Origin of the sequence: Paenarthrobacter nicotinovorans (assembly GCF_007670255.1) — a bacterium.
GTDB lineage: Bacteria > Actinomycetota > Actinomycetes > Actinomycetales > Micrococcaceae > Arthrobacter > Arthrobacter nicotinovorans_B.
Genome location: NZ_SZVS01000003.1, coordinates 302223 through 323560 on the forward strand (window position 1 = coordinate 302223; position 21338 = coordinate 323560).

The 21338-nt window shown below is 63.4% G+C and carries 15 protein-coding genes and 2 tRNA genes; 10 read left to right on the plus strand and 7 right to left on the minus strand.

Annotated features, from left to right (window positions below):
- Positions 1 to 28 precede the first annotated feature (28 nt).
- A complete protein-coding gene (locus tag FDP28_RS06720; RefSeq protein ID WP_144659933.1) occupies positions 29 to 496 on the plus strand; it encodes a MarR family winged helix-turn-helix transcriptional regulator in 468 nt (155 codons plus the stop codon).
- 96 nt (positions 497 to 592) lie between these two features.
- Here FDP28_RS06720 and FDP28_RS06725 read toward each other — a convergent pair.
- From FDP28_RS06725 to FDP28_RS06740, 4 genes are all read right to left on the minus strand, one after another.
- Positions 593 to 668 (minus strand) — tRNA-Lys (locus FDP28_RS06725).
- A 173-nt stretch (positions 669 to 841) separates the two neighbouring features.
- A tRNA-Lys gene (locus FDP28_RS06730) sits at positions 842 to 917 on the minus strand.
- Positions 918 to 1034: 117 nt separating this feature from the next.
- On the minus strand, positions 1035 to 2186 hold the full coding sequence (locus FDP28_RS06735) for a PQQ-dependent sugar dehydrogenase (RefSeq protein ID WP_144659934.1): 1152 nt from the start codon (positions 2184 to 2186) through the stop codon (positions 1035 to 1037).
- A gap of 38 nt (positions 2187 to 2224) precedes the next feature.
- On the minus strand, positions 2225 to 3148 hold the full coding sequence (locus FDP28_RS06740; RefSeq protein WP_260842365.1) for a sunset domain-containing protein: 924 nt from the start codon (positions 3146 to 3148) through the stop codon (positions 2225 to 2227).
- A 175-nt stretch (positions 3149 to 3323) separates the two neighbouring features.
- Here FDP28_RS06740 and FDP28_RS06745 point away from each other — a divergent pair, with 175 nt between their 5' ends.
- The 9 genes from FDP28_RS06745 to metG all read left to right on the plus strand — a co-directional run bounded on the left by FDP28_RS06745 (position 3324) and on the right by metG (position 17162).
- On the plus strand, positions 3324 to 4256 hold the full coding sequence (locus FDP28_RS06745; RefSeq protein ID WP_144659935.1) for a LysR family transcriptional regulator: 933 nt from the start codon (positions 3324 to 3326) through the stop codon (positions 4254 to 4256).
- Positions 4257 to 4363: 107 nt separating this feature from the next.
- A complete protein-coding gene (gene ilvD, locus FDP28_RS06750) occupies positions 4364 to 6082 on the plus strand; it encodes a dihydroxy-acid dehydratase (protein ID WP_144659936.1) in 1719 nt (572 codons plus the stop codon).
- A 287-nt stretch (positions 6083 to 6369) separates the two neighbouring features.
- Positions 6370 to 8274: an acetolactate synthase large subunit gene (locus FDP28_RS06755; protein WP_144659937.1), complete on the plus strand. Its 1905-nt coding sequence runs from the start codon at positions 6370 to 6372 to the stop codon at positions 8272 to 8274.
- A 2-nt stretch (positions 8275 to 8276) separates the two neighbouring features.
- Positions 8277 to 8789 (plus strand): acetolactate synthase small subunit, encoded by a 513-nt coding sequence (ilvN, locus tag FDP28_RS06760; protein ID WP_021470923.1) that lies wholly within the window; start codon positions 8277 to 8279, stop codon positions 8787 to 8789.
- An 80-nt stretch (positions 8790 to 8869) separates the two neighbouring features.
- Positions 8870 to 9895, plus strand: coding sequence for a ketol-acid reductoisomerase (gene ilvC, locus FDP28_RS06765; RefSeq protein ID WP_144659938.1), 1026 nt, complete (start codon positions 8870 to 8872; stop codon positions 9893 to 9895).
- A gap of 309 nt (positions 9896 to 10204) precedes the next feature.
- Positions 10205 to 11800 (plus strand): phosphoglycerate dehydrogenase, encoded by a 1596-nt coding sequence (gene serA / locus FDP28_RS06770; protein ID WP_144659939.1) that lies wholly within the window; start codon positions 10205 to 10207, stop codon positions 11798 to 11800.
- 205 nt (positions 11801 to 12005) lie between these two features.
- Entirely contained in the window at positions 12006 to 14816 is a 2811-nt protein-coding gene (locus FDP28_RS06775; RefSeq protein ID WP_144659940.1) for an FtsX-like permease family protein, read from the plus strand.
- Positions 14813 to 15568: an ABC transporter ATP-binding protein gene (locus FDP28_RS06780; RefSeq protein WP_144659941.1), complete on the plus strand. Its 756-nt coding sequence runs from the start codon at positions 14813 to 14815 to the stop codon at positions 15566 to 15568. Before FDP28_RS06775 ends, FDP28_RS06780 begins: the two co-directional genes overlap by 4 nt.
- 34 nt (positions 15569 to 15602) lie before the next feature.
- A complete protein-coding gene (gene metG, locus FDP28_RS06785) occupies positions 15603 to 17162 on the plus strand; it encodes a methionine--tRNA ligase (protein ID WP_144659942.1) in 1560 nt (519 codons plus the stop codon).
- A 118-nt stretch (positions 17163 to 17280) separates the two neighbouring features.
- Here metG and FDP28_RS06790 read toward each other — a convergent pair whose 3' ends face one another.
- From FDP28_RS06790 to FDP28_RS06800, 3 genes are all read right to left on the minus strand, one after another.
- Entirely contained in the window at positions 17281 to 19740 is a 2460-nt protein-coding gene (locus FDP28_RS06790) for an ABC transporter permease (protein WP_144659943.1), read from the minus strand.
- Positions 19741 to 19743: 3 nt separating this feature from the next.
- Complete coding sequence (locus FDP28_RS06795; protein WP_144659944.1) at positions 19744 to 20532, minus strand: ABC transporter ATP-binding protein; 789 nt, start codon at positions 20530 to 20532, stop codon at positions 19744 to 19746.
- A 90-nt stretch (positions 20533 to 20622) separates the two neighbouring features.
- Positions 20623 to 21336: a response regulator gene (locus tag FDP28_RS06800; RefSeq protein WP_144659945.1), complete on the minus strand. Its 714-nt coding sequence runs from the start codon at positions 21334 to 21336 to the stop codon at positions 20623 to 20625.
- Positions 21337 to 21338: the final 2 nt, after the last annotated feature.

Below are 21338 nucleotides of genomic sequence, written 5' to 3' on the forward strand. Positions count from 1 at the left end.
TCGGCCCCTGCGCGCATATACTGTCGGCATGCCAGATATGGAGAGATGGCCCACTACCCGATTGCTTTCGACAGCTGCGCGCCTGGTGGAAATCTCGTGGAACGAAAAATTGAAGTCCATCGGCCTTACCCACGCCGGTGTCATTGCCATGCAAGTTCTTGCAGCCAAGGGTGCAATTACCCAGGCGGCTTTGGCCGAGGTTGCACGGGTTAAGGCCCAGACCATGGGAACCACCCTTGCACGGCTTGAGCTGCACGGGCATGTCACACGCCACCGTAGCGACTCCGATCGCAGGAGCCACGTCGTTACCTTGACGGAAGCCGGCAGTGCGGCCCTTGCAGAAGCTGTGAAGCTTGAGCAGGAAGTGTTGTCGCCCGTTGCCGTGGACACTGCCAGGTTGCGGGAGGAGCTTAGGATTGTTGTTCGCGGGCTTGCAGGCTTGCCGGCCCCGGAGCAGGAGTCCTCCGGCGTCGAAAGCGACATCCCGCAAGCATGATGTAGAAAGCAACCCCGGCAGGCTTCCCGCGCGGAATTCCTGCCGGGCAAAAGCAAAGGCTCCGGATCGTGGTGAACGATCCGGAGCCTTTTTCAGTGGTGCACCCCCCGGGACTCGAACCCGGAACCCATTGATTAAGAGTCAATTGCTCTGCCAGTTGAGCTAGAGGTGCAGCTATTGTTGGGGACCTTCCAGGGAATTCGCATTCCTTGTTGACCTCCGCAACGACAAATAACTCTACACCACAATTCGCTGCTTCAAAACCAAGCCCAGTGGGCTGCCAGTGATTGCATTCCTTGGGGAAAACAAAAGGCCTTGGAGTGAAATCACTCCAAGGCCTTTCAGTGGTGCACCCCCCGGGACTCGAACCCGGAACCCATTGATTAAGAGTCAATTGCTCTGCCAGTTGAGCTAGAGGTGCAGTTGTTGATTTCGATCAACCGTGGGGCTTTTCTTTCCCCGGCGATCTCCGCAACGACATGTAACTCTACACGACTTGGCCCGAAGTGTGAAATCGGCCCGGCGTGGCGGTCCAAGCTCAGGACCTGACCCGCAAAATCAGCGCAAAGTCAGGGCTTTGGTTGTTGCTGAGCACCCATAGATCTCCATTCGGGGCACGGGCCACGTCCCGCAGGCGACCGTATTCGCCTGTGAAATAAGCCACAGGGGTACCAGCGGTTTCGTCTTGCAGGGGGACCGACCAGAGGCGCTGCCCGCGCAGGGCGCCCGTATAGGCCACGCCGTCCACGATTTCCAGTCCGCTCGGGGAGGACTGGGACGTCGATGGCCAAACGACTTTCGCATCGATGAGGCCGTCCCTGCCGGGCGCCCCTGTCACCTGGGGCCATCCATAGTTGCCTCCTGGCGTGATCAGGTTCAGCTCGTCATCAACATCCGGTCCAAATTCACTCGCCCAGAGCCTGCCCGCACTGTCCCATGCCAGTCCTTGGACGTTCCGGTGGCCGTAGCTGTATACGGGGTTATTCCCGAAGGGGTTGCCGGGCGCCGGCCTTCCTTCCGGGGTGAGGCGGAGGATCTTGCCGCCAAGGGCTCCCTTGTCCTGCGGTTGCTCACGCCGCTGGGAGTCCCCGGTACCGACATAGAGCATTCCGTCCGGCCCGAAACGGATGCGTCCGCCGTTGTGGGTGGATGCCTTCGGGATGCCTTGGAAGATCACCTCCGGTGCACCGAGGCCGAGCACTCCTGACGCGCCTTCGGTGACCTGCATCCTTGCAACCCGGTTGTCATTTGCCGCCGTGAAGTAGGCATAAAGTTGCCGGTCAACGGCGAAGGATGGTGACAACGCCAGGCCCAGCAAGCCGCCTTCCCCGCCGGGAACGACGCCGGACACCTTGCCGAGTGGGGCTGCCTTGCCGTCCCTGATCGCCACGACGTTCGCCGAGTCGCGCTCCGATACCAAGGCAGTGCCGTCCGGCAGGAACACAACGGACCATGGCAGCTGCAGGCCGGCGTCGAGCTTTCCGATAAGTTCAAGCGACCCCGCAGATGCCTGCGACGCCTGGCCGCTTCCGGGACCGACGGTCCCGGAAGCGGTCGGGTTCGGGGTGGCAGCCGTGCCGGGGGAGGACGTGCTTCCAGTGCACCCGGACAGTGTCATGGTTACGGCTACCGCGAGGGCGGCCACTTGTCCTGCTGCCCGGTGTCCGCCCGGGAGCGACTGCTTACCCATGACTTTGCTCCTGCGGCTGGCCTGGGGTGTGAACCGGTTCAGTGCCTGCTTCGCCGGGGCGGCCGGAAACCGGCTGCCTCAGCGTGTGCCGCCGAGATGAACCATACGTCCGCTTCGACGTCGTCGTAATCCGTGGCGTCCTCATCGTGGTACGTCATGGTGGCCGCAGTCGCCTTGACGGGGTGGTCCTCGCGCGGGGTGCTGGAGGAGCCTGTTCCGTAGGGTTCTTCGGCTGCGAGGTGCCCGGTCAATGCCGCAGGGTCACCGGAGGGGGCCGGGTCCTCCGCTGCGGCCGTCTCGGCGCCGGGCAAGGTGGGGGAGTGCGGATCGGTGTATTCGTGGTGGTGGACTGGAGCGCCTGCGGAGTCCGTCCACGAGGATTCCCATTCGGCCTTGTCGGCCGCCTCGTTTGCCTGTGCGGTGTCGGCCGCCCTGGTGTCCTCAGCCTGCGTGACGTCATCCGCGGTAGGAGCGGCCTGCCAGTCGTCTACATCGCCGGCATCAACGTCGCCGGCGTCGGCGGAGTGCAGTTTCGCCTCCGTATCCACCACCGGTTCGGCGACCACTGGTTCCTCGACAACGGGGGCCGCAACAACGGGTTCCTCGACCGTCAGTCCAGGGGTTGGCGACGCCCCGGAACGCCCGGCTGGTTCATCGGCGGGCGCCGGCTCAACGTCCGGTGCGCCTGCGGGGGGTTCAGCAGCAGCGGCTTCCTCGCGGGCAGGTTCATCTCCGGTGGGTCCGCTGCCCTCAGCGGCCGCTTTGCCCAGGTTGGTTACTCCGGCCAGTCCTGCTACCCCTGCGGTCACCGCGCCCGGATCCGGCACCGTCCCGGTATTGGTGGGCTCCATTGCCGCGGGAGCTTGGTTTGCCGTGGAATTGGGGGCTTTGTTGCGGCTCATGAGCCACCAAACAATCGCTACGACCAAAACAATGACAATGACCCAAATTAACCAATCCATGGCGGATGCCCTTCTGCTCACAGGGGTGCAGTACGTGGTATTTCCGACGTTACGTGCCTGCTAATGGGCTGTCCAGCGTTTGGGCGGCTGGTCCCGAAATTTATCAGTCTGCTTAGTAAGGGCTGGGCGGAAATTACTTTGGAGGGAATTCCGTCCAGTCACCTACTCTGGCTCCATGGACTTCAAAAGGCTGCAGATTCTGCGCGAGTTGGCGGACCGCCAAAGTGTGGGTGCCACAGCAGATGCCATGAATGTCACTGCTTCCGCCGTTTCGCAGCAGTTGAAGACGCTTCAGGCGGAATTGGGGGTGAGCCTGGTGGAAAAAGTCGGCAGGGGAGTGCAACTTACCGAAGCCGGGCAGGCCATGGCGGCCGCCGCGGCGGAAATCGCCACGGCCATGGCGCGCGCGGAGTCCACAGTGGACCGTTATCGACAGGGCTGGCAAACCCATGTTTCAGCGGCCTTCTTCCCCAGTGCCGCCGAGATGCTGCTGCCGGGAATGCTGCGTCGCGTTGCCGCTGTCCGGGGACTGGGCTTCGATGCCCATTTCGAGGATCCGGGCACTGCACACTTCGCTCCCTTGGTGGCCGACTACGACATTGTGCTGGCGCACAGTGTGGACGGGCCCGGGGTCTTCGCCGCGAGCGGACTCGCTGTGGTTCCACTGTTGGAGGAAGCCCTCGATGTCGCAATGCCTGCAGGACATCCCCTGGCAGCCGCAGAGCGGTTGACTCCGGAAGACGTGGTGGGCCATCCGTGGATCGGCGTTCCGGAGGGGTTCCCCTTCGACGCGGTTCTCCGGCAAATAGAGGTCCACGCGGGACGGCAGGCCTCGCGGGGCCAACGGTACCCGGACCTGAGGGTACTCGAAGCGCTGGTGGTGGCTGGTCACGGAATCTGCCTTTTGCCCCGCTATACGGCGCGGGCCAATGCCCGCAGGGGGCTTGTCCTTCGGCCTTTGACAGGCGTGAAGGCGAGCAGGAGCATCGTTGCCCTGGCACGGCAGGAGGTCGCTGCCCGGTCCACCATTGCCGGAGTCCTCGACATGCTCCAGGCCGAAGCTGCCGGGATTGCCAGGGAGTTGGATGACGCGCCCGCCCGGAAGTGAGCCCGCAGGGCGAAACTCCCACTGCCTTCCCGCAATATTCGGCTGATGCTGCTTAACCCGGCGGGGAACAGGGCCTGGGGACGCGTGGTGCACATAGACTTTGGACCATGACCGACACCAGCACTGCTTCAGAGAACGCGCCGGACATCAAACCCCGCAGCCGGGCCGTCACCGATGGCATCCACGCCGCTCCTGCACGCGGCATGTTCAGGGCCGTCGGCATGGGCGATGACGACTTTGCCAAACCCCAAATCGGCGTGGCGAGTTCGTGGAATGAAATCACCCCCTGCAACCTCTCCCTCAACCGTCTTGCGCAGGGCGCCAAGGAAGGCGTTCACGCAGGCGGCGGCTTCCCGATGCAGTTCGGCACCATCTCCGTGTCCGACGGAATCTCCATGGGCCACGAGGGCATGCACTTCTCGCTCGTCTCCCGCGAAGTCATTGCCGACTCCGTGGAAACGGTCATGCAGGCAGAACGCATTGACGGCTCCGTGCTGTTGGCCGGCTGTGACAAGTCCCTTCCGGGGATGCTCATGGCCGCTGCCCGCCTGGACCTCGCTTCGGTCTTTCTCTACGCCGGATCGATCATGCCCGGTTGGGTCAAGCTTGAGGACGGCTCGGAAAAGGAAGTCACCCTCATTGACGCTTTTGAAGCAGTCGGAGCCTGTGCAGCGGGCAAAATGAGCATGGAGGACCTCACCCGCATCGAAAAGGCCATCTGTCCGGGCGAAGGCGCCTGCGGCGGAATGTACACCGCCAACACCATGGCCTGCATCGGAGAGGCTCTTGGCATGTCCCTTCCCGGGTCTGCCGCGCCGCCGTCGGCAGACCGCCGTCGTGATGATTTCGCACGCAAGTCCGGCGAAGCGGTGGTGAACCTGCTGCGCCTTGGCATCACCGCCCGCGACATCATGACCAAGAAGGCCTTCGAGAATGCCATTGCGGTCACCATGGCCTTCGGTGGCTCCACCAACGCAGTGCTCCATCTTCTGGCCATCGCCCGAGAGGCGAACGTGGAACTGACGCTGGATGACTTCAACCGGATCGGCGACAGGATCCCGCACCTGGGCGACCTCAAGCCTTTCGGCCGCTACGTCATGACCGACGTCGACAAGATCGGTGGCGTGCCGGTCATCATGAAGGCACTGCTCGACGCCGGGCTGCTGCATGGCGACTGCCTCACCGTGACGGGCAAGACCCTCGCCGAGAACCTCGCCTCGATCAACCCGCCGGACCTCGACGGCAAGATCCTGCGCGCGCTCGACAACCCCATCCACAAGACCGGAGGCATCACCATCCTTCACGGTTCACTGGCACCTGAGGGTGCCGTGGTGAAGACCGCCGGCTTCGACGCCGACGTCTTTGAGGGAACTGCACGTGTGTTTGAGCGCGAACAGGGTGCGTTGGATGCCTTGGACAAGGGCGAAATCCACAAGGGTGATGTCGTCGTGATCCGCTACGAGGGTCCCAAGGGCGGGCCGGGAATGCGCGAAATGCTTGCCATCACCGGCGCCATCAAGGGCGCCGGCCTCGGGAAGGACGTCCTGCTCCTGACTGACGGCCGCTTCTCCGGAGGCACCACCGGTTTGTGCATCGGCCACGTCGCGCCCGAAGCGGTCGACGGCGGTCCCATCGCCTTTGTGAAGGACGGCGACCGCATCCGCGTCGACATCGCTGCCCGCTCGTTCGACCTCCTGGTGGACGAAGCCGAACTCGAGTCCCGGAAAGAGGGCTGGCAGCCCCTGCCGGCAAAGTTCACCAAGGGCGTCCTGGCCAAGTACGCAAAGCTCGTCCACAGCGCCTCCACGGGGGCCTACTGCGGATGATGTCCTGCCAGTGACTCCGCTCCACCCGAGGGGCGGAGTCCGGCAGGCGGACATCGCTGTCCAAATAGTGAGATACGATGGTGCTCAATTGACACGTATCTCACTTTGAGGGAACACTGAACGCATGATCACATTCGTTACCGTCGGCGTCGTCGTCCTTACCAAGCGCGTGGCTTAGCCCGACTGGTAACGAACCGTCACGCGCAAACCCCTCGAAGAGCCGGAAGGCTGAGGGGTTTTTTTATTTGCAAGACCCACCATTTGTAGATCCACTAAGGAAGAGTCCGATGAGCAAAGGATCGCCGATCAGCCCCTCGCTGATGGCTGCAAAGTCCGCTGGAGCCCACAAAGCTCCGGAAAAGGTCGACCGTACGGCTGAGGCCGTCGTCGTCGACGCTGCTGCACCTCTCTCTCCTGTACTTGGGCCGAACAACGTTGTACCCCCAACGGTGATGACCGGCTCGCAAGCAATTGTCCGTTCGCTCGAAGAACTCGGCGTGGACGATATTTTCGGTTTGCCCGGTGGCGCGATCCTGCCCACCTACGACCCCTTGATGGCCTCCAGCATGAATCACATCCTGGTCCGTCACGAACAGGGAGCCGGCCACGCCGCGCAAGGCTACGCCATGGTTACCGGACGGGTTGGCGTTTGCATCGCCACCTCGGGCCCCGGTGCCACCAACCTCGTTACCGCCATCATGGATGCCCACATGGACTCCGTGCCGATGGTGGCCATCACCGGCCAGGTATCCAGTGGAGTCATCGGCACCGATGCCTTCCAGGAAGCCGACATCGTGGGCATCACCATGCCCATCACCAAGCACTCGTTCCTGGTGACCGACCCCAACGACATCCCGCATGTCATGGCCGAGGCCTTCCACCTGGCCTCCACCGGCCGGCCCGGTCCCGTCCTGGTGGACATCGCCAAGGACGCACAGGTGGGCCAGATGACATTCTCCTGGCCTCCGAAAGTGGACCTGCCTGGATACCGACCCGTGGTCCGCGGCCACAACAAGCAGGTACGTGAGGCTGCCAAGCTGATCGCTGCGGCCAGCAAGCCTGTCCTGTACGTCGGTGGCGGCGTGGTCAAGGGCCACGCCTCCGCGGAGCTCATGGAGCTCGCTCTGGCTACCGGCGCCCCCGTGGTCACCACCCTCATGGCCCGCGGTGCGTTCCCCGACTCCCACCCCCAGCATGTTGGCATGCCCGGCATGCACGGGTCGGTTTCGGCCGTTACGGCACTTCAGCAGGCTGATCTGCTGATCACCCTCGGCGCCCGGTTCGACGACCGCGTTACCGGTGTTTTGAAGACCTTCGCCCCCTTTGCGAAGGTCATCCACGCTGACATCGACCCCGCTGAAATCTCAAAGAACCGGACGGCGGATGTCCCGATCGTAGGCTCGGTCAAGGAAATCATCCCGGAACTCACCGAGGCAGTGAAGACCCAGTTCGAGCTGAGCGGTGCACCGGACCTCGACTCCTGGTGGGCGTTCCTCGGCAACCTGCGCGAGACCTACCCGCTGGGTTGGACCGAGCCGGAAGACGGCCTGAGCGCGCCGCAGCGCGTGATCAAGCGCATCGGTGAGCTGACCGGACCTGAAGGCATCTACGTTGCGGGCGTGGGCCAGCACCAGATGTGGGCTGCCCAGTTCATCAAGTACGAGCGTCCGCACGCCTGGTTGAACTCGGGTGGAGCAGGCACCATGGGCTATTCCGTACCTGCCGCCATGGGCGCCAAGGTCGGCGAACCGGACCGCGTGGTCTGGGCCATCGATGGTGACGGCTGCTTCCAGATGACCAACCAGGAACTGGCCACCTGCGCCATCAACAACATCCCCATCAAGGTAGCCATCATCAACAACTCTTCGCTGGGCATGGTCCGCCAATGGCAGACCCTGTTCTACGAAGGCCGCTACTCCAACACGGACCTGAACACCGGCCATGACACCATCCGGATTCCGGACTTCGTCAAGCTGGCAGATGCCTACGGCTGCGCCGCACTGCGCTGCGAGCGTGACGAGGACATCGATGCGACCATCCAGAAGGCCCTTGAGATCAACGACCGTCCTGTGGTCATCGACTTCGTGGTGAGCCCCAACTCGATGGTCTGGCCGATGGTGCCCGCAGGCGTCAGCAATGACCAGATCCAGGTTGCCCGCAACATGACCCCGGAATGGGAAGAAGAGGACTAGGCATGACCCGTCACACACTGTCCGTTCTGGTAGAAGACAAGCCCGGCGTACTGACCCGCGTGGCCAGCCTCTTTGCCCGGCGTGCGTTCAACATCAACTCCCTGGCTGTGGGACCCACCGAGGTTCCCGGCATGTCCCGCATGACAGTGGTCGTCGACGCCGACGGCGACTTGATCGAGCAGGTCACCAAGCAGCTCAACAAGTTGGTCAACGTGATCAAGATTGTTGAACTGACTTCTGAATCTTCCGTACAACGCGACCACATCCTGGTCAAGGTACGTGCGGATGCCGCGACACGTCTGCAGGTTACCCAGGCTGCAGACCTGTTCCGTGCCGCCGTCGTCGACGTGTCCACAGACTCGTTGGTGATCGAGGCAACCGGTACCCCCGAGAAGCTCGCCGCACTCCTGTCAGTGCTCGAGCCATTCGGCATCCGTGAAATCGTGCAGTCCGGCACCTTGGCCGTTGGACGGGGATCCCGCTCCATGAGTGACAGGGCGCTTCGCTCCGCGTGAGCAATGCCTACGCGGGCAGTGCCCAGTACCGCAGCACCACAATCAATATCTAAGAAATCCACTCAAGAGGAGTTACGCAAGTGACTGAAATGTTCTACGACGACGACGCAGACCTGTCGATCATCCAGGGCCGCAAGGTAGCCATCGTTGGCTACGGTTCCCAGGGCCACGCCCACGCGCTCAACCTGCGCGATTCCGGCGTCGAGGTTGTCATCGCGCTCAAGGACGGCTCAAAGTCGGCCGCAAAGGCCGAAGACGCAGGCTTCACGGTCAAGAACGTTGCCGACGCTGCCGAATGGGCAGACGTCATCATGATCCTGGCACCGGACCAGCACCAGCGCTCGATCTACAACGACTCCATCAAGGACAAGCTGACCGAGGGCAAGGCCCTGGCCTTCGCACACGGCTTCAACATCCGCTTCGGTTACATCGAGGCTCCGGCCGGTGTCGACGTCATCCTGATCGCTCCGAAGGCACCGGGACACACCGTGCGCCGCGAATTCGAAGCCGGCCGTGGCATTCCGGACATCATCGCCGTCGAGCAGGACGCTTCCGGTTCCGCTTGGGACCTGGCCAAGTCCTACGCCAAGGCCATCGGCGGCACCCGCGCCGGCGTCATCAAGACCACCTTCACCGAAGAGACCGAAACGGACCTCTTCGGCGAGCAGTCCGTCCTCTGCGGCGGTGTCTCCCAGCTTGTCCAGTACGGCTTCGAGACCCTGACCGAGGCCGGCTACCAGCCGCAGATCGCCTACTTCGAGGTTCTTCACGAGCTCAAGCTCATCGTTGACCTCATGTGGGAGGGCGGCATCGCCAAGCAGCGCTGGAGCGTTTCGGACACCGCTGAGTACGGCGACTACGTCTCCGGCCCCCGCGTCATCACCCCCGAGGTGAAGGAAAACATGAAGGCTGTCCTCGCGGACATCCAGAACGGTGCTTTCGCCAAGCGCTTCATTGATGACCAGGACAACGGCGCTACCGAGTTCAAGGAACTCCGTGCCAAGGCCGAGAAGCACCCGATCGAAGAAGTTGGCCGCGAACTGCGCTCCCTCTTCTCCTGGCAGCAGCAGGACGCCGACTACGTCGAAGGCTCCGCAGCCCGCTGATTGACCACTGCCCGCTGATTAACCACTGTCCAGCAGTGATGCACCAGCGCTAAGCAACGACGCCCGCCCGGCAGGTTACAGCCGGGCGGGCTTCGCTGTTTCCCGACGCATTCCTCCACCGAATTGCCGGCACGCTGCTGCTGTGAACTTCTTCACATCCCCTCCGGTCCGGGCGTAACATCGCCCACCGGCTGGCGGAAACACCGCCCGGATTCGATATTCTGGGCTGGTCCCGGCGCCGTGCCCCGGGCCACGCATCCGCTCCTTGTCCAGTTCTGTCCCACGTTCTCCAAAGTAAGGTGCCACCCCGTGTCAGCCAGCAAACCCGTAGTCCTCCTCGCTGAGGAACTTTCGCCCGCAACAGTCGAGGCACTGGGCCCGGATTTTGAAATCCGCCAGACCGACGGCGCCGACCGTTCCCAGCTGCTGTCTGCCATCGCCGACGTCGACGCCATCCTGGTGCGCTCCGCCACCCAGGTTGACGCCGAAGCCATCGCCGCGGCCAAGAACCTCAAGGTCATCGCCCGTGCAGGCGTCGGCCTGGACAACGTGGACATCAAGTCCGCCACGCAGGCCGGTGTCATGGTGGTCAACGCACCGACCTCCAACATCGTCTCTGCCGCTGAGCTCACCGTGGGGCACATCCTCAGCCTCGCCCGCCACATCCCGCAGGCCAGCTCGGCGTTGAAGAACGGCGAATGGAAGCGATCCAAGTACACCGGCATCGAACTCTTCGAAAAGAAGATCGGCATCATTGGCCTGGGCCGCATTGGCGCTTTGGTGGCGGCACGCCTGCAGGGCTTCGAAACTGAAATCCTGGCCTACGATCCCTACATCACCTCGGCCCGGGCAGCGCAGCTTGGCGTCAAGCTGGTCACGCTCGATGAACTCCTGGAGAACTCCGACTTCATCACCATCCACATGCCCAAGACCCCGGAGACGGTTGGCATGCTTGGGGCTGACGCCTTCCGCAAGATGAAGGAATCCGCCTACGTCATCAACGTCGCCCGTGGCGGCCTCGTGGACGAAGAAGCACTCTACGTTGCCCTGAAGGAAGGCCAGATTGCCGGCGCAGGCGTGGATGTCTTCGTCAAGGAGCCCAGCACCGACCTGCCGTTCTTCGAACTGGACAACGTCGTCGTCACCCCGCACCTGGGCGCCTCCACGGATGAAGCCCAGGAAAAGGCCGGCGTGTCCGTGGCAAAGTCCGTCCGCCTGGCGCTGGCCGGCGAACTGGTGCCGGATGCCGTGAACGTAGCCGGCGGCGTCATTGCCCCCGACGTCCGTCCGGGCATCCCGCTGATCGAAAAGCTGGGCCGGATCTTCACTGCGCTTACCCATGCATCGTTGACGCAGATCGACGTCGAAGTTGCCGGTGAGATCTCCGCTTTGGACGTCAAGGTGCTGGAGTTGGCAGCCCTGAAGGGTGTGTTCGCCGACGTCGTCACCGAGCAGGTTTCCTACGTGAACGCGCCCGTCATCGCCGAGCAGCGCGGCATCAACACCCGGCTCATCACCACTCCCGACGCCGAGGACTACCGGAACGTCCTGACCATCCGTGGTGCCCTCAGTGACGGTTCGCAGATCTCCGTGGCCGGTACCCTCACCGGTCCCAAGCAGGTGGAGAAGCTGGTGGGCGTCAATGGCTACGACGTCGAAATTCCGATCAGCGAGCACCTGGTGGTGGTGGCTTACTCGGACCGCCCCGGCGTGATCGGCACCATCGGCCACATCCTCGGCATGAACAACATCAACATTGGTGGCATGCAGGTTGCCCGCCAAACCGAGGGCGGCCAGGTGCTGGCGCTCCTGACCATCGACAGCTCTGTTCCGCAGCAGGTACTGGAGGCCATCAAGGCCGGTATCGGTGCGGACATGGTCCGCGAAGTGGACCTGGAAGACTGATCCACATCAGCTGAAGATCGCGTGCCGGCGACACACCCATGGCACGCAGAAGTGGCCGGTCTGCTTACAATGGCTGGGTCCGGGATTCGGACCCGGCAGCAGGCCGGCCACTACTTTCAGCACATTCAGCCCGGTATTCCGCTGTGTTTTTTCAGGAATCCCGGACAACGTGTGCGCGCCCGCTATCAAGGTCCCAGGGAGCCCAATGAACGCCGTCCAAAGGTTCATCAGAAGCCGTGTGCTGCTGCTGACCGCGGCCATTTTGATCGTCGCCATGTGCTTGTCCGTCCTCGTCCAGAGCCAGTCGCAGGCGGCTCTGAACAGGACAGTCGACGAGAACTCGCGGGGACTCTACGACATCCTGGTCCAGGCGAAGCCGGACCAGTCACAAAATGGCGACGGCGGTGCATTGATCCAGCCGGAAATCGCCAACGGCCAGGGTGGGATCAGCTTTGACCAGCTGGAGAAGATCCGCGGAATGGGCCAGACTGCCGTCGCAGCGCCCATCAGCCTGGTCTCGCGGGTATCGCAGAATCTTGAAGCTCCGCGATTGAACGCGATGGACTACCTGGGCTACAACGCAGGCCTCGCCGGCGCTGTCACCGCCGGCGACCCGTCCGCCATGGACTCCAGCAAATGGCCGGCAGCGGAGTCGGTGTTCTCGGATTCTCCCAAGAAGTACCGCTTGACCGCATCAGCCACCAGCTCCGACGGAGTCAAGGAGCAGACGCTCTTCAAGACCAGCGCCGAAGGCACCCTGGGCAAGGGACGCCTCGTTCAGGAGCAGGCAGCCGGTGGCAGCAACGTCCGGATCGCCGGTCCGGATGGCGAAACGGGCATCAAGTTCCCGGCTCCCGCCCTGGGCTCCGAGCACAACCTCTTCAATCTCTCCGTGGCGCTTCCCATGGCGCCTGAGGTGACCGAGTCCGTCGTCGCCGTCGATCCCGCCGCCGAAAGGGCGTTGCTGGGTTCTGCGGGAGACTTCCTTGCGCCGTTGGAGAAGGCTCCGCCGGCAGACGCCCGCGACGCCGGTGCAATCGGCCGCCATTTCGAAAGCCTCTTCACCACGGGCCTGAGCATGCAGCAACTGGAAGAGGGCCCTGATTTCCTTGGCGTGAAGCTCAAGTATTGGGCACCGCTGATGACGCAGTACCAGCAAGCCAAGCGCGACGGCCTGCTGACCGCTGATTCGAAAGCCATTCCCTTGATTGTCCGCACGGGCACGTCCCTGGACCTGAAGTACTCGGTGAAGATCGAGGAACTCGATTCCAACGGCAAGGTGGTCAAGGACGTGGGAACCGTCACCCGTTCCCTGGACAAGGACTACCTGCCCTTCGTCTCCAAGTCTCCGTTCGCCCTTGAATGGCCCGGCTCCACTGACCACAGCCAACTCCTGGGCAGCACCGCTGCCTTCGGCCAGGGCTTGTACAACCCGGCAACGTGGAGCACGACGTTCGCGGCGGCGCCGCAGTACAAGGACGGCGATGAGGCTGCCAACGGCGCCTCCGACAAGAGCGCGACGCCGGGGGACTGGGTTACCGTCAACCGCTTGCCTGAGAAGTCCTCTTTCGGTGCCGCTGTGGACCAGACGCAGCGCAAGCCCGTGGACGAGCGTTCGTACCGGGAAGACCTCGAGACGGGTAAAAAGCCTGCCGCGCCTTTGCCCATGGTGTACGGCACCTTCGATCCTTCCGCAGTCCAGGCCGCTGCCGGTGACGTCAACAAGTTGCCGTTGGGCGGTTACGATCCCACGCCCATGACGCTGACCAAGGATGCCGAAGGCAAGGATGTCGCCAGCGCGGAGCTCAAGCCTTCGCTCAGTGCAACGGGCCTCGTCAGCCAGTCTGCCGGTGCCATCACCGACTACTACGGCCTTGCAGCGGCGCGTGGCTACGACTCCAACGCCAATGTCATCGACGCCGTTCGGGTCCGCGCGAACGCCGCCGGCAACTGGAAGACGGCACAGCCCGAGGTCGAGAAGCTGGCATCCCAGATCCGCGACCTCGGCTTGGAAGCTACGGTCGTGGCAGGTTCGGCGCGTGAAGACGCCAACATCTTCGTTCCCGGATACAGCAAGGACGACGCCGGCAAGGAGTCTGCTCTGGGCACTGTCCAGCAGTCCTGGGTGCGGCAGAATGCGGCCGACGCCGTGTCCGGATCTCTGACCGGAACCAACATCACCCTGCTCTTCCTGACACTGCTGGGGGCCACCCTCCTGACCGGAGCGTCCACCGTCAGTTACATCCGCCAGCGCAGGAGCGAGGCAGGAATCCTCCGCGCCATGGGCTGGACGCAAAAGCGCATTCGCTCCTGGGTTTTGGAAGAGTTCGCCGTTGGTGCTGCCGCCCTTGCCGCAGCGGGCGTCATCTTGAGTTTGCTGAGCTGGAACATCGCCACCGTCATCGTCTCGGTGACCATGCTGCTCATCTACAGTGCCGCTGCCCTGCTCGCAGCCCAGCAGCTTCGGCACCGCGTTGTGATCGACCAGGAGCCGCAGCACGACGAGCGGCTGGTAACGGTGGACTCGCCCCTGACGTTCGCCAACAGGCAGCTGACCACCAACCGGTTCAACTCCATCTCCCTTGCCGTAGCCGTCGGCGTGTTCGGCGCCGCAGTCGGTGCCCTGATTGCCTTGCTGATCGACATCCCCCGCGCGGCAGGTGCCAGCGCGCTCAGTGGCCTGGCCGCAGCCAGCATCGCCCTGCCGAGCGTGACCCTTGCTGTCTTCGGCGTCGTAGTCGGCCTCCTGTTGACCCTGGTCACCGGAAGGTTCGAGCTCCACGCCAAGCGCGAGTACCTGGGTACGCTGCGGGCCATGGGCTGGAACCCGGACATGCTGGGCCAGGTCCGGTTCTTCGAAAACGCACTTGTCGGCACAGTGGCACTTCCCCTGGGTGTCCTCGGTGCCCTGGGGCTCGGGTTGCTCCTTGCCCCCTACGCAGCCCTGTGGGCCGGGCTCGCCGGCCTGCTGGCCGTAATTTGCTGGATTCCCATTGCAACGAAAGTAGTCAAATGACTGACAACCTCAACCCCGAGCTGAAGGCCACCCCGGAAACAACGGAAGAGTCGCTGCAGACCCGCGCCAACACGATCGTCAGGGCTGCCGACCACGCAACCCCCCTGGAACTGAGCCGGGTCACCATCCACTACGGCGGCGACAAGGGCGGCGCGGAGGAAGTCGACGTCGTCGATGACTTCAACCTCACCCTGCACGCAGGCGAGATGCACTGTGTCGCCGGCCGAAGCGGCTCTGGCAAGACCAGTATCCTGACGGTCAGCGCGGGACTGACGCTGCCGACGTCGGGCAAGGTCTTCTGGGAGGGCCAGCCCCTGGACGGCATGGGCGACGACGAAATCGCCGACCGCCGCCGGGCACTGATCGGCTACGTGGACCAGGGCGGCGCCTTGATCGATGGCATGAGCGCCCTGGAGAACGTGCTGCTTCCTGCTGTCCCGGATGGCGAAGTTGAACAGCGCACCGAAATGGCAAAGGACCTCCTTGACCTGGTGGGCCTCGGGCGCCGTATGCGCCACCGCCCGGCCCAGCTCTCCGGCGGTGAGCGCCAGCGTGTGGCGATCGCGCGTGCCTTGATCCTCGGCACACGCGTGCTGGTGGTCGACGAACCCACGGCAAGCCTTGACCGGGCTGCAGCGAACCGCATCATCGGCATCCTCAAGGACACCACCAGCGATGGCATCGCTGTACTCGTCGCGTCACACGACCACGAGCTGGTCCGCCTCAGCGATACGCTGACGGAACTTAACTAAGCTATTTCATTCGAAAAAAAGGTAACTTCTTAGAGTGACGTCTCCAGAGAAATCCCCGTTCTACATCACCACCGCCATCAGTTACCCCAATGGTGTGCCGCACATCGGCCACGCCTATGAGGTCATTGCCACTGATGCCATGGCACGCTTCAAGCGCCTTGACGGCCATGAAGTGTTCTTCATGACGGGGACGGACGAGCACGGCCTCAAGATGCAGCAGTCGGCGGAGAAGGAAGGCATCTCCGCCAAGGAGCTGGCAGACCGGAACTCCGCAGCGTTCAAGCAGATGAGCCAGGACCTGGGCATCTCCTACGACCGCTTCATCCGCACCACCGACCAGGACCACTACGCGGCCTCGCAGGCCATCTGGAAAAAGATGGAAGCCAACGGCGACATCTACCTTTCCAAGTACGAAGGCTGGTACTCAGTCCGCGACGAGGCCTACTACGTCGAGGACGACACCGTAGTGAAGGAGGACGGTCTCCGCTACTCCAAGGAAACGGACACCCTGGTCAGCTGGACCGCGGAGGAAAGCTACTTCTTCCGGCTCTCCAACTACCAGGAAAAGCTCCTGGCGCTTTACGAAGAACAGCCGGAGTTCGGCGCACCGCAGTCACGCTTCAACGAGGTCATCAGCTTTGTCAGGCGCGGACTGGAAGACCTGTCCATCAGCCGCACGACCTTCGACTGGGGTGTTCCGGTTCCGGGCGATGCGAAGCACGTCATGTATGTGTGGGTTGATGCCTTGACCAACTACCTGACAGGCGTGGGCTACCCGGACGTCGAGTCAGAGTCGTTCAAGAAGTTCTGGCCAGCGGATGTGCATGTGATCGGCAAGGACATTTCGCGGTTCCATGCGATCTACTGGCCCGCGTTCCTGATGAGTGCGGGGCTGGAACTTCCGCAGCGCGTCATGATCCATGGCTTCTTGACCAACAACGGCGTGAAGATGTCCAAGTCGTTGGGCAACGTCGTGGCGCCCCAGGACTTCGTGGCACAGTACGGACTGGACCAGTGCCGTTACTTCTTCCTCCGCGAAGTTCCGTTTGGTGCTGACGGTAATTACAACCACGAAGCCATCGTGGGCCGCATGAATGCCGACCTTGCCAACAACTTCGGCAACCTTGCCCAGCGTTCCTTGTCCATGGTGGCGAAGAACTGCGATGGAAAGGTCCCGCAGCCGGGTGCCTTCACGGCCGAGGACGAAGCACTCCTTGCACAGGCAGGAGCCTTGCTGGAGACCGCGCGCAGTGCCTTTGAGAAGCAGGAGTTCAGCCGGGCGCTCGAAGCCATGTGGACGGTGTTGGGTGACACGAACGCCTACTTCGCCGAGCAGGCTCCGTGGGTACTGCGGAAGACCGACCTCGACCGGATGAACACGGTCCTGTACGTCACGCTGGAGGTCGTGCGGATCATTGCGATCCTCGCCCAACCCGTGATGCCGTCGTCGTCCGCCAAGCTCCTGGACGTGCTGGGACAGCCCGAAGGTGAGGCTCGCCAGTTCTCCGCCATTGCCACGCCCCTGGTGGCGGGGACCGAATTGCCGGCGCCCGCACCGGTCTTCCCGCGCTACGAAGAACCCGCTGAGGCCTAAGCCCTAAACGCTCTCTCACGTAATACCAACAAAAAGAAACGCTCTCTCACTTCCCGCCCGATTCGGCGGCAAAGTGAGAGAGCGTTTCTTGTAAGACCCGCCGAATGTGAGCGAGCGATCAGGCGGTGGCGAGGCCCTCCACAGGCGACAAGCGCGCCGCGCGCCGCGCCGGGATCACCGAGGCCAGGAGCCCTGCCACCACGGCCACCCCAAACACAGCAGCCAACTGCAGCCAAGGCACCGTGGGAACCACGTTGGCCAAGTCGCCCAAGGTCGCCTGCGCGCCGAGCCATCCATAGACGATCCCCATGCCGGCGCCCATGACGGCCGCAACACCTGCAACGAGCACGGCCTCGATGGCCAACATCCCGCGCAGCTGACCGGTCGTCAGGCCGAGGGCACGCAACAGCGAGTTCTCGCGGGTGCGCTCCAGGACTGACAGGGACAAGGTGTTGGCTACGCCGATCAACGCAATCACAACGGCGACACCCAGCAGACCTGTAACCACCAACAGCAGGACATCGATGATGCTGTTGAACGTTACGCGCTCGATGGCCGCACCGCTGACAGTCCGTTCGTGGACTCCCAGGGCCGAAGCGATGTCCTTCTGGATGGCTTGGACACGGTCACCGGAGACGGAATCATCCAGCTTCACCCACACCATCCCGGGGGTTTCCGGCAGGGGACCGGAACTGATGCTGGAGGACTCGACGAATGCCGGAACATGCCGCGTCCGCAGGACCTTCGAGTCGAGCGTGACGTTGCCGCCCGCCGTCGTCATGCTTGCTGCACCCTCCGGTGAATCTTCGGGCAGGTAGACCGTACCGGGAACCGGCTTGAGGTTGTTATCGCGCAGTACTGACGCGGCATCGCCGGCGGACAGACCATAAACCGTGGCGGCACCACCGCCCGTGTCGTCATGGATAGTACCGAGCGGCTGAAGCAGGACCGCTGCGCTGACGCCGTCGAGCCCTTTGATCCGGGCGACCGCCTGCGCGGTATCTGCCGATCCGGCCGTCTGTGCGGCGAGGTCCACGGGGTAGTTCTCAGCAAGCGTGTCGTTGAACGCCTGACGGGAGGTAGCTGCGCCGGTCATCATGAGGGACACCAGCGTGACGCCGATAAGCAGCGCGGCAGCAGTCGCCGAGGTGCGGGCCGGATTGCGCGTGGCGTTCACCGCTGCGAGCTTGCCCGGAACCCCGGCCGGTGCCGCGAGACGCCCGGCCAAGGCAACCACTCCGGGAATGAACAGCGTAGAACACAGCAGGATGCCCACGAAGGAGACCGCACCGCCCAGCAGGGCAACCCCAAGGACCACGTTGACGCTGCCGTACACCAGCAGGGCAGCTCCGCCCACCAAGGCCAGCAGACCCACGAACAGCCTGACCTTGCCGCGACGGTTCCGCACTGACGCGTCGTCCGCAGGCCGCAAGGCGGCAAGAGGCGCGACGGCGGTGGCCGCCTTCGCGGGGACCAGCGCCGCAACGACTGTCAGGAACGTTCCGGCCACCAAACCGGCAATAATGGCCGACGGCGGTACGGCCAACGTAGCGAAGGCCTGCTCGGGCTGCGACTTGGCCCAGGCGATCAGGGCAGTCATCAAGCCTGTGGCGGCCAGGACGCCCAATACCGAGGAGACGACTCCGACAACCAGCGACTCCAGCATCACCGAGCCCCGGATCTGGCCGCGCCCTGCGCCCAGGCAACGCAGGAGCGCCAATTCCCTGGTCCGCTGCGCCACCAGGACAGAGAACGTATTGGCAACCACCAGGGTGGAGACCAGTATGGCAATCCCGGCGAAGGCAAGGAGGACAATCGTCAACTGGTCGTGCCCGGCGCTCAGCATGGCCACTGTCGAAGTGACTTTCTCCTGGGCTGTTTCCAGTACGGGCCCCACCGCGCCGGCAGCCTCCATGCGATGGGCGATGTAGTCCTTGGCAGCGGAAACGTCTTCACCGGGTTTGAGGGCGAATTGCAGGCCCGCGTATCCCGCCCCCGCGTCCTGGACTGCGTTCAGTACGGACTCGGAGGAAAGCAGCTGGGCCGCCGAGGAAGAGAAGGGGTCGTTGGTGGCCTGGATCAAGCCCGAGATAGTAACTTTGGCGTTCTTGACCGGACCTCCGCCATGCAATTCCAGTGTGCTGCCTACTGCCAAGCCGAGGTGCTCGGCGGACTTGACGTCAATGGCTGCTTCCAAGGCGTTGCCGGGCATGGAGCCCGAGGCAAGCACAGCACTTTCCAAGGATGCCGGCGCAGTATTCCGCAGCTTCCCGTATTGCTCGCCGCCGCCGGCCTCAAAGGTCACGTACGTGGAGCGTTCGGCGTAGCTGGCTTCCACAGCAGGGGAGGAAGCTGCAGCATCCACGGCGGCCTGGGAGAAAGCTTCACCACTCTTCGACGTAGCCACCAGATCGGCGTTTCGATAAGCCTCGCCGATGCTGGCCCCCAGAGAAGCATTGGTACTTGCGCCCACCATGAGCGTTGAGGAAAGGAACATGACGGACAGCATCACGGCAAGCCCGATGGCTATGAAACGCCGGTAATGCGTCGTCAATTGGGACAGGGCAACCCGCAGCATGCTTCAGGCCCCCAGCTTGCCAAGGGCGGTCAGGACGGAGTCCGCCGTGGGCTGGTGGATCTCGCCCACCAGGCCGCCGTCGCTCATCAACACCACACGGTCTGCGTAACTGGCCGCCATGGGGTCATGGGTAACCATGATGATGGTCTGGCCCATCTCCAGGCTGCTGCGGCGCAGCAGCGCCAGCACCTCACCTCCCGCTCTGGAGTCCAGGTTGCCCGTGGGTTCGTCACCGAATACGACGTCGGGACGGGTCAGCAGCGCCCGGGCTACTGCCACGCGTTGCTGTTGGCCGCCGGAGAGCTCGTGGGGGCGGTGCTTCAACCTGTCCTTCAACCCAAGGGTGCTTACGACCGTATCCAGCCAACCGGCGTCGGCCGTTGTTCCCGCCAAGGCGAGCGGCAGCGTGATGTTCTGCTCGGCCGTCAGGGTAGGGACCAGGTTGAAGGCCTGGAACACGAAGCCGATCCGTTCCCGCCGGAGAGCTGTGAGCTGTCGGTCACTGAGTCCGGTGAGCTCGGTTCCACCCAGGAGGATGCGCCCCGAGTCAGCGGTATCCAGGCCCGCCAGGCAGTGCATCAGCGTGGACTTGCCCGAACCGGAGGGACCCATGATGGCCGTGAACTTCCCGGCGTCGAAACTCACCGAGACTTCGTTCAAGGCGGTCACTCTGGTGTCGGCGCGACCGTAGCTCTTGGTCAGTTTGAAAGCCTCGACGGCGGGACGGGCGGTGTCCGACGCCGCCTGATGGCCGGTTCCGGGAGGGTGGGGGAGAGGCGTGAATGTCGTCATGGTTCCACGCTATTGTCGGGCCCGGGCCTGCGGGATCGGGCTGTGGACCCATTGTCGCCGGCCGGTGCTCATACCCTGGTCTGAGCCGGCCTAGGTCCCCGGGGCCACAACGCCTGTCTCATAGGCGATGACCACCACCTGGACACGGTCCCGCGCTCCCAGCTTGGCCAGGATATGTCCCACATGTGTTTTCACCGTGGCTTCGGACAGGAATAGCCCTGCCGCGATTTCCGGATTGGACTTGCCCTGGGCGATGAGCTGGAACACCTCGCGCTCGCGGTTCGTGAGGGTTTCGACGGCGGCCGCGTGCTCGCTCTGCTCGGGGGTCTGGGTCCTGAGCAGGGGTGCCACGTGGTCCAGCAGGCGGCGGGTGGTCGATGGTGCGATCACCGCGTCGCCCCGGTAGACAGTGCGGATGGCTTCGAGCAGTTCTTCAGGCGGGGCATCTTTCAAGAGGAACCCGCTGGCACCGGCCTGGATGGCTGCCAGCGCATACTCGTCCAGGTCGAACGTCGTGAGGACAACGATCTTGATGTCCGCACGTTGTGAACCAGCAGGTTGGGCTGCTGCCTGTTCCAGGATGCGCCGGGTTGCCTCAATTCCGTCCATGCCGGGCATGCGGACGTCCATGAGGACCACGTCGGCGGTGGTGGCGCCCAGTGCTTGGATGGCTTCAATCCCGTTGCCTGCCTCGGCTACCACGTCGAGATCAGGTTGCGAGTTGATGAGCATCCCAAGGCCCGAACGGACCAGCTGCTGGTCATCGACGAGGGCAACCCGGATGGGTGCTGGCAGTTCAGGCATTG

What these genes read in the sequence shown, in the direction of transcription:
- FDP28_RS06720 (WP_144659933.1), top strand. Translation starts at nt 29, where the DNA reads ATGCCAGATATGGAGAGATGGCCCACTACCCGATTGCTTTCGACAGCT.
- FDP28_RS06735 (WP_144659934.1), bottom strand. Translation starts at nt 2,186, where the DNA reads ATGGGTAAGCAGTCGCTCCCGGGCGGACACCGGGCAGCAGGACAAGTG.
- FDP28_RS06740 (WP_260842365.1), bottom strand. Translation starts at nt 3,148, where the DNA reads ATGGATTGGTTAATTTGGGTCATTGTCATTGTTTTGGTCGTAGCGATT.
- FDP28_RS06745 (WP_144659935.1), top strand. Translation starts at nt 3,324, where the DNA reads ATGGACTTCAAAAGGCTGCAGATTCTGCGCGAGTTGGCGGACCGCCAA.
- ilvD (WP_144659936.1), top strand. Translation starts at nt 4,364, where the DNA reads ATGACCGACACCAGCACTGCTTCAGAGAACGCGCCGGACATCAAACCC.
- FDP28_RS06755 (WP_144659937.1), top strand. Translation starts at nt 6,370, where the DNA reads ATGAGCAAAGGATCGCCGATCAGCCCCTCGCTGATGGCTGCAAAGTCC.
- ilvN (WP_021470923.1), top strand. Translation starts at nt 8,277, where the DNA reads ATGACCCGTCACACACTGTCCGTTCTGGTAGAAGACAAGCCCGGCGTA.
- FDP28_RS06775 (WP_144659940.1), top strand. Translation starts at nt 12,006, where the DNA reads ATGAACGCCGTCCAAAGGTTCATCAGAAGCCGTGTGCTGCTGCTGACC.
- FDP28_RS06780 (WP_144659941.1), top strand. Translation starts at nt 14,813, where the DNA reads ATGACTGACAACCTCAACCCCGAGCTGAAGGCCACCCCGGAAACAACG.
- FDP28_RS06790 (WP_144659943.1), bottom strand. Translation starts at nt 19,740, where the DNA reads ATGCTGCGGGTTGCCCTGTCCCAATTGACGACGCATTACCGGCGTTTC.
- FDP28_RS06795 (WP_144659944.1), bottom strand. Translation starts at nt 20,532, where the DNA reads ATGACGACATTCACGCCTCTCCCCCACCCTCCCGGAACCGGCCATCAG.
- FDP28_RS06800 (WP_144659945.1), bottom strand. Translation starts at nt 21,336, where the DNA reads ATGCCTGAACTGCCAGCACCCATCCGGGTTGCCCTCGTCGATGACCAG.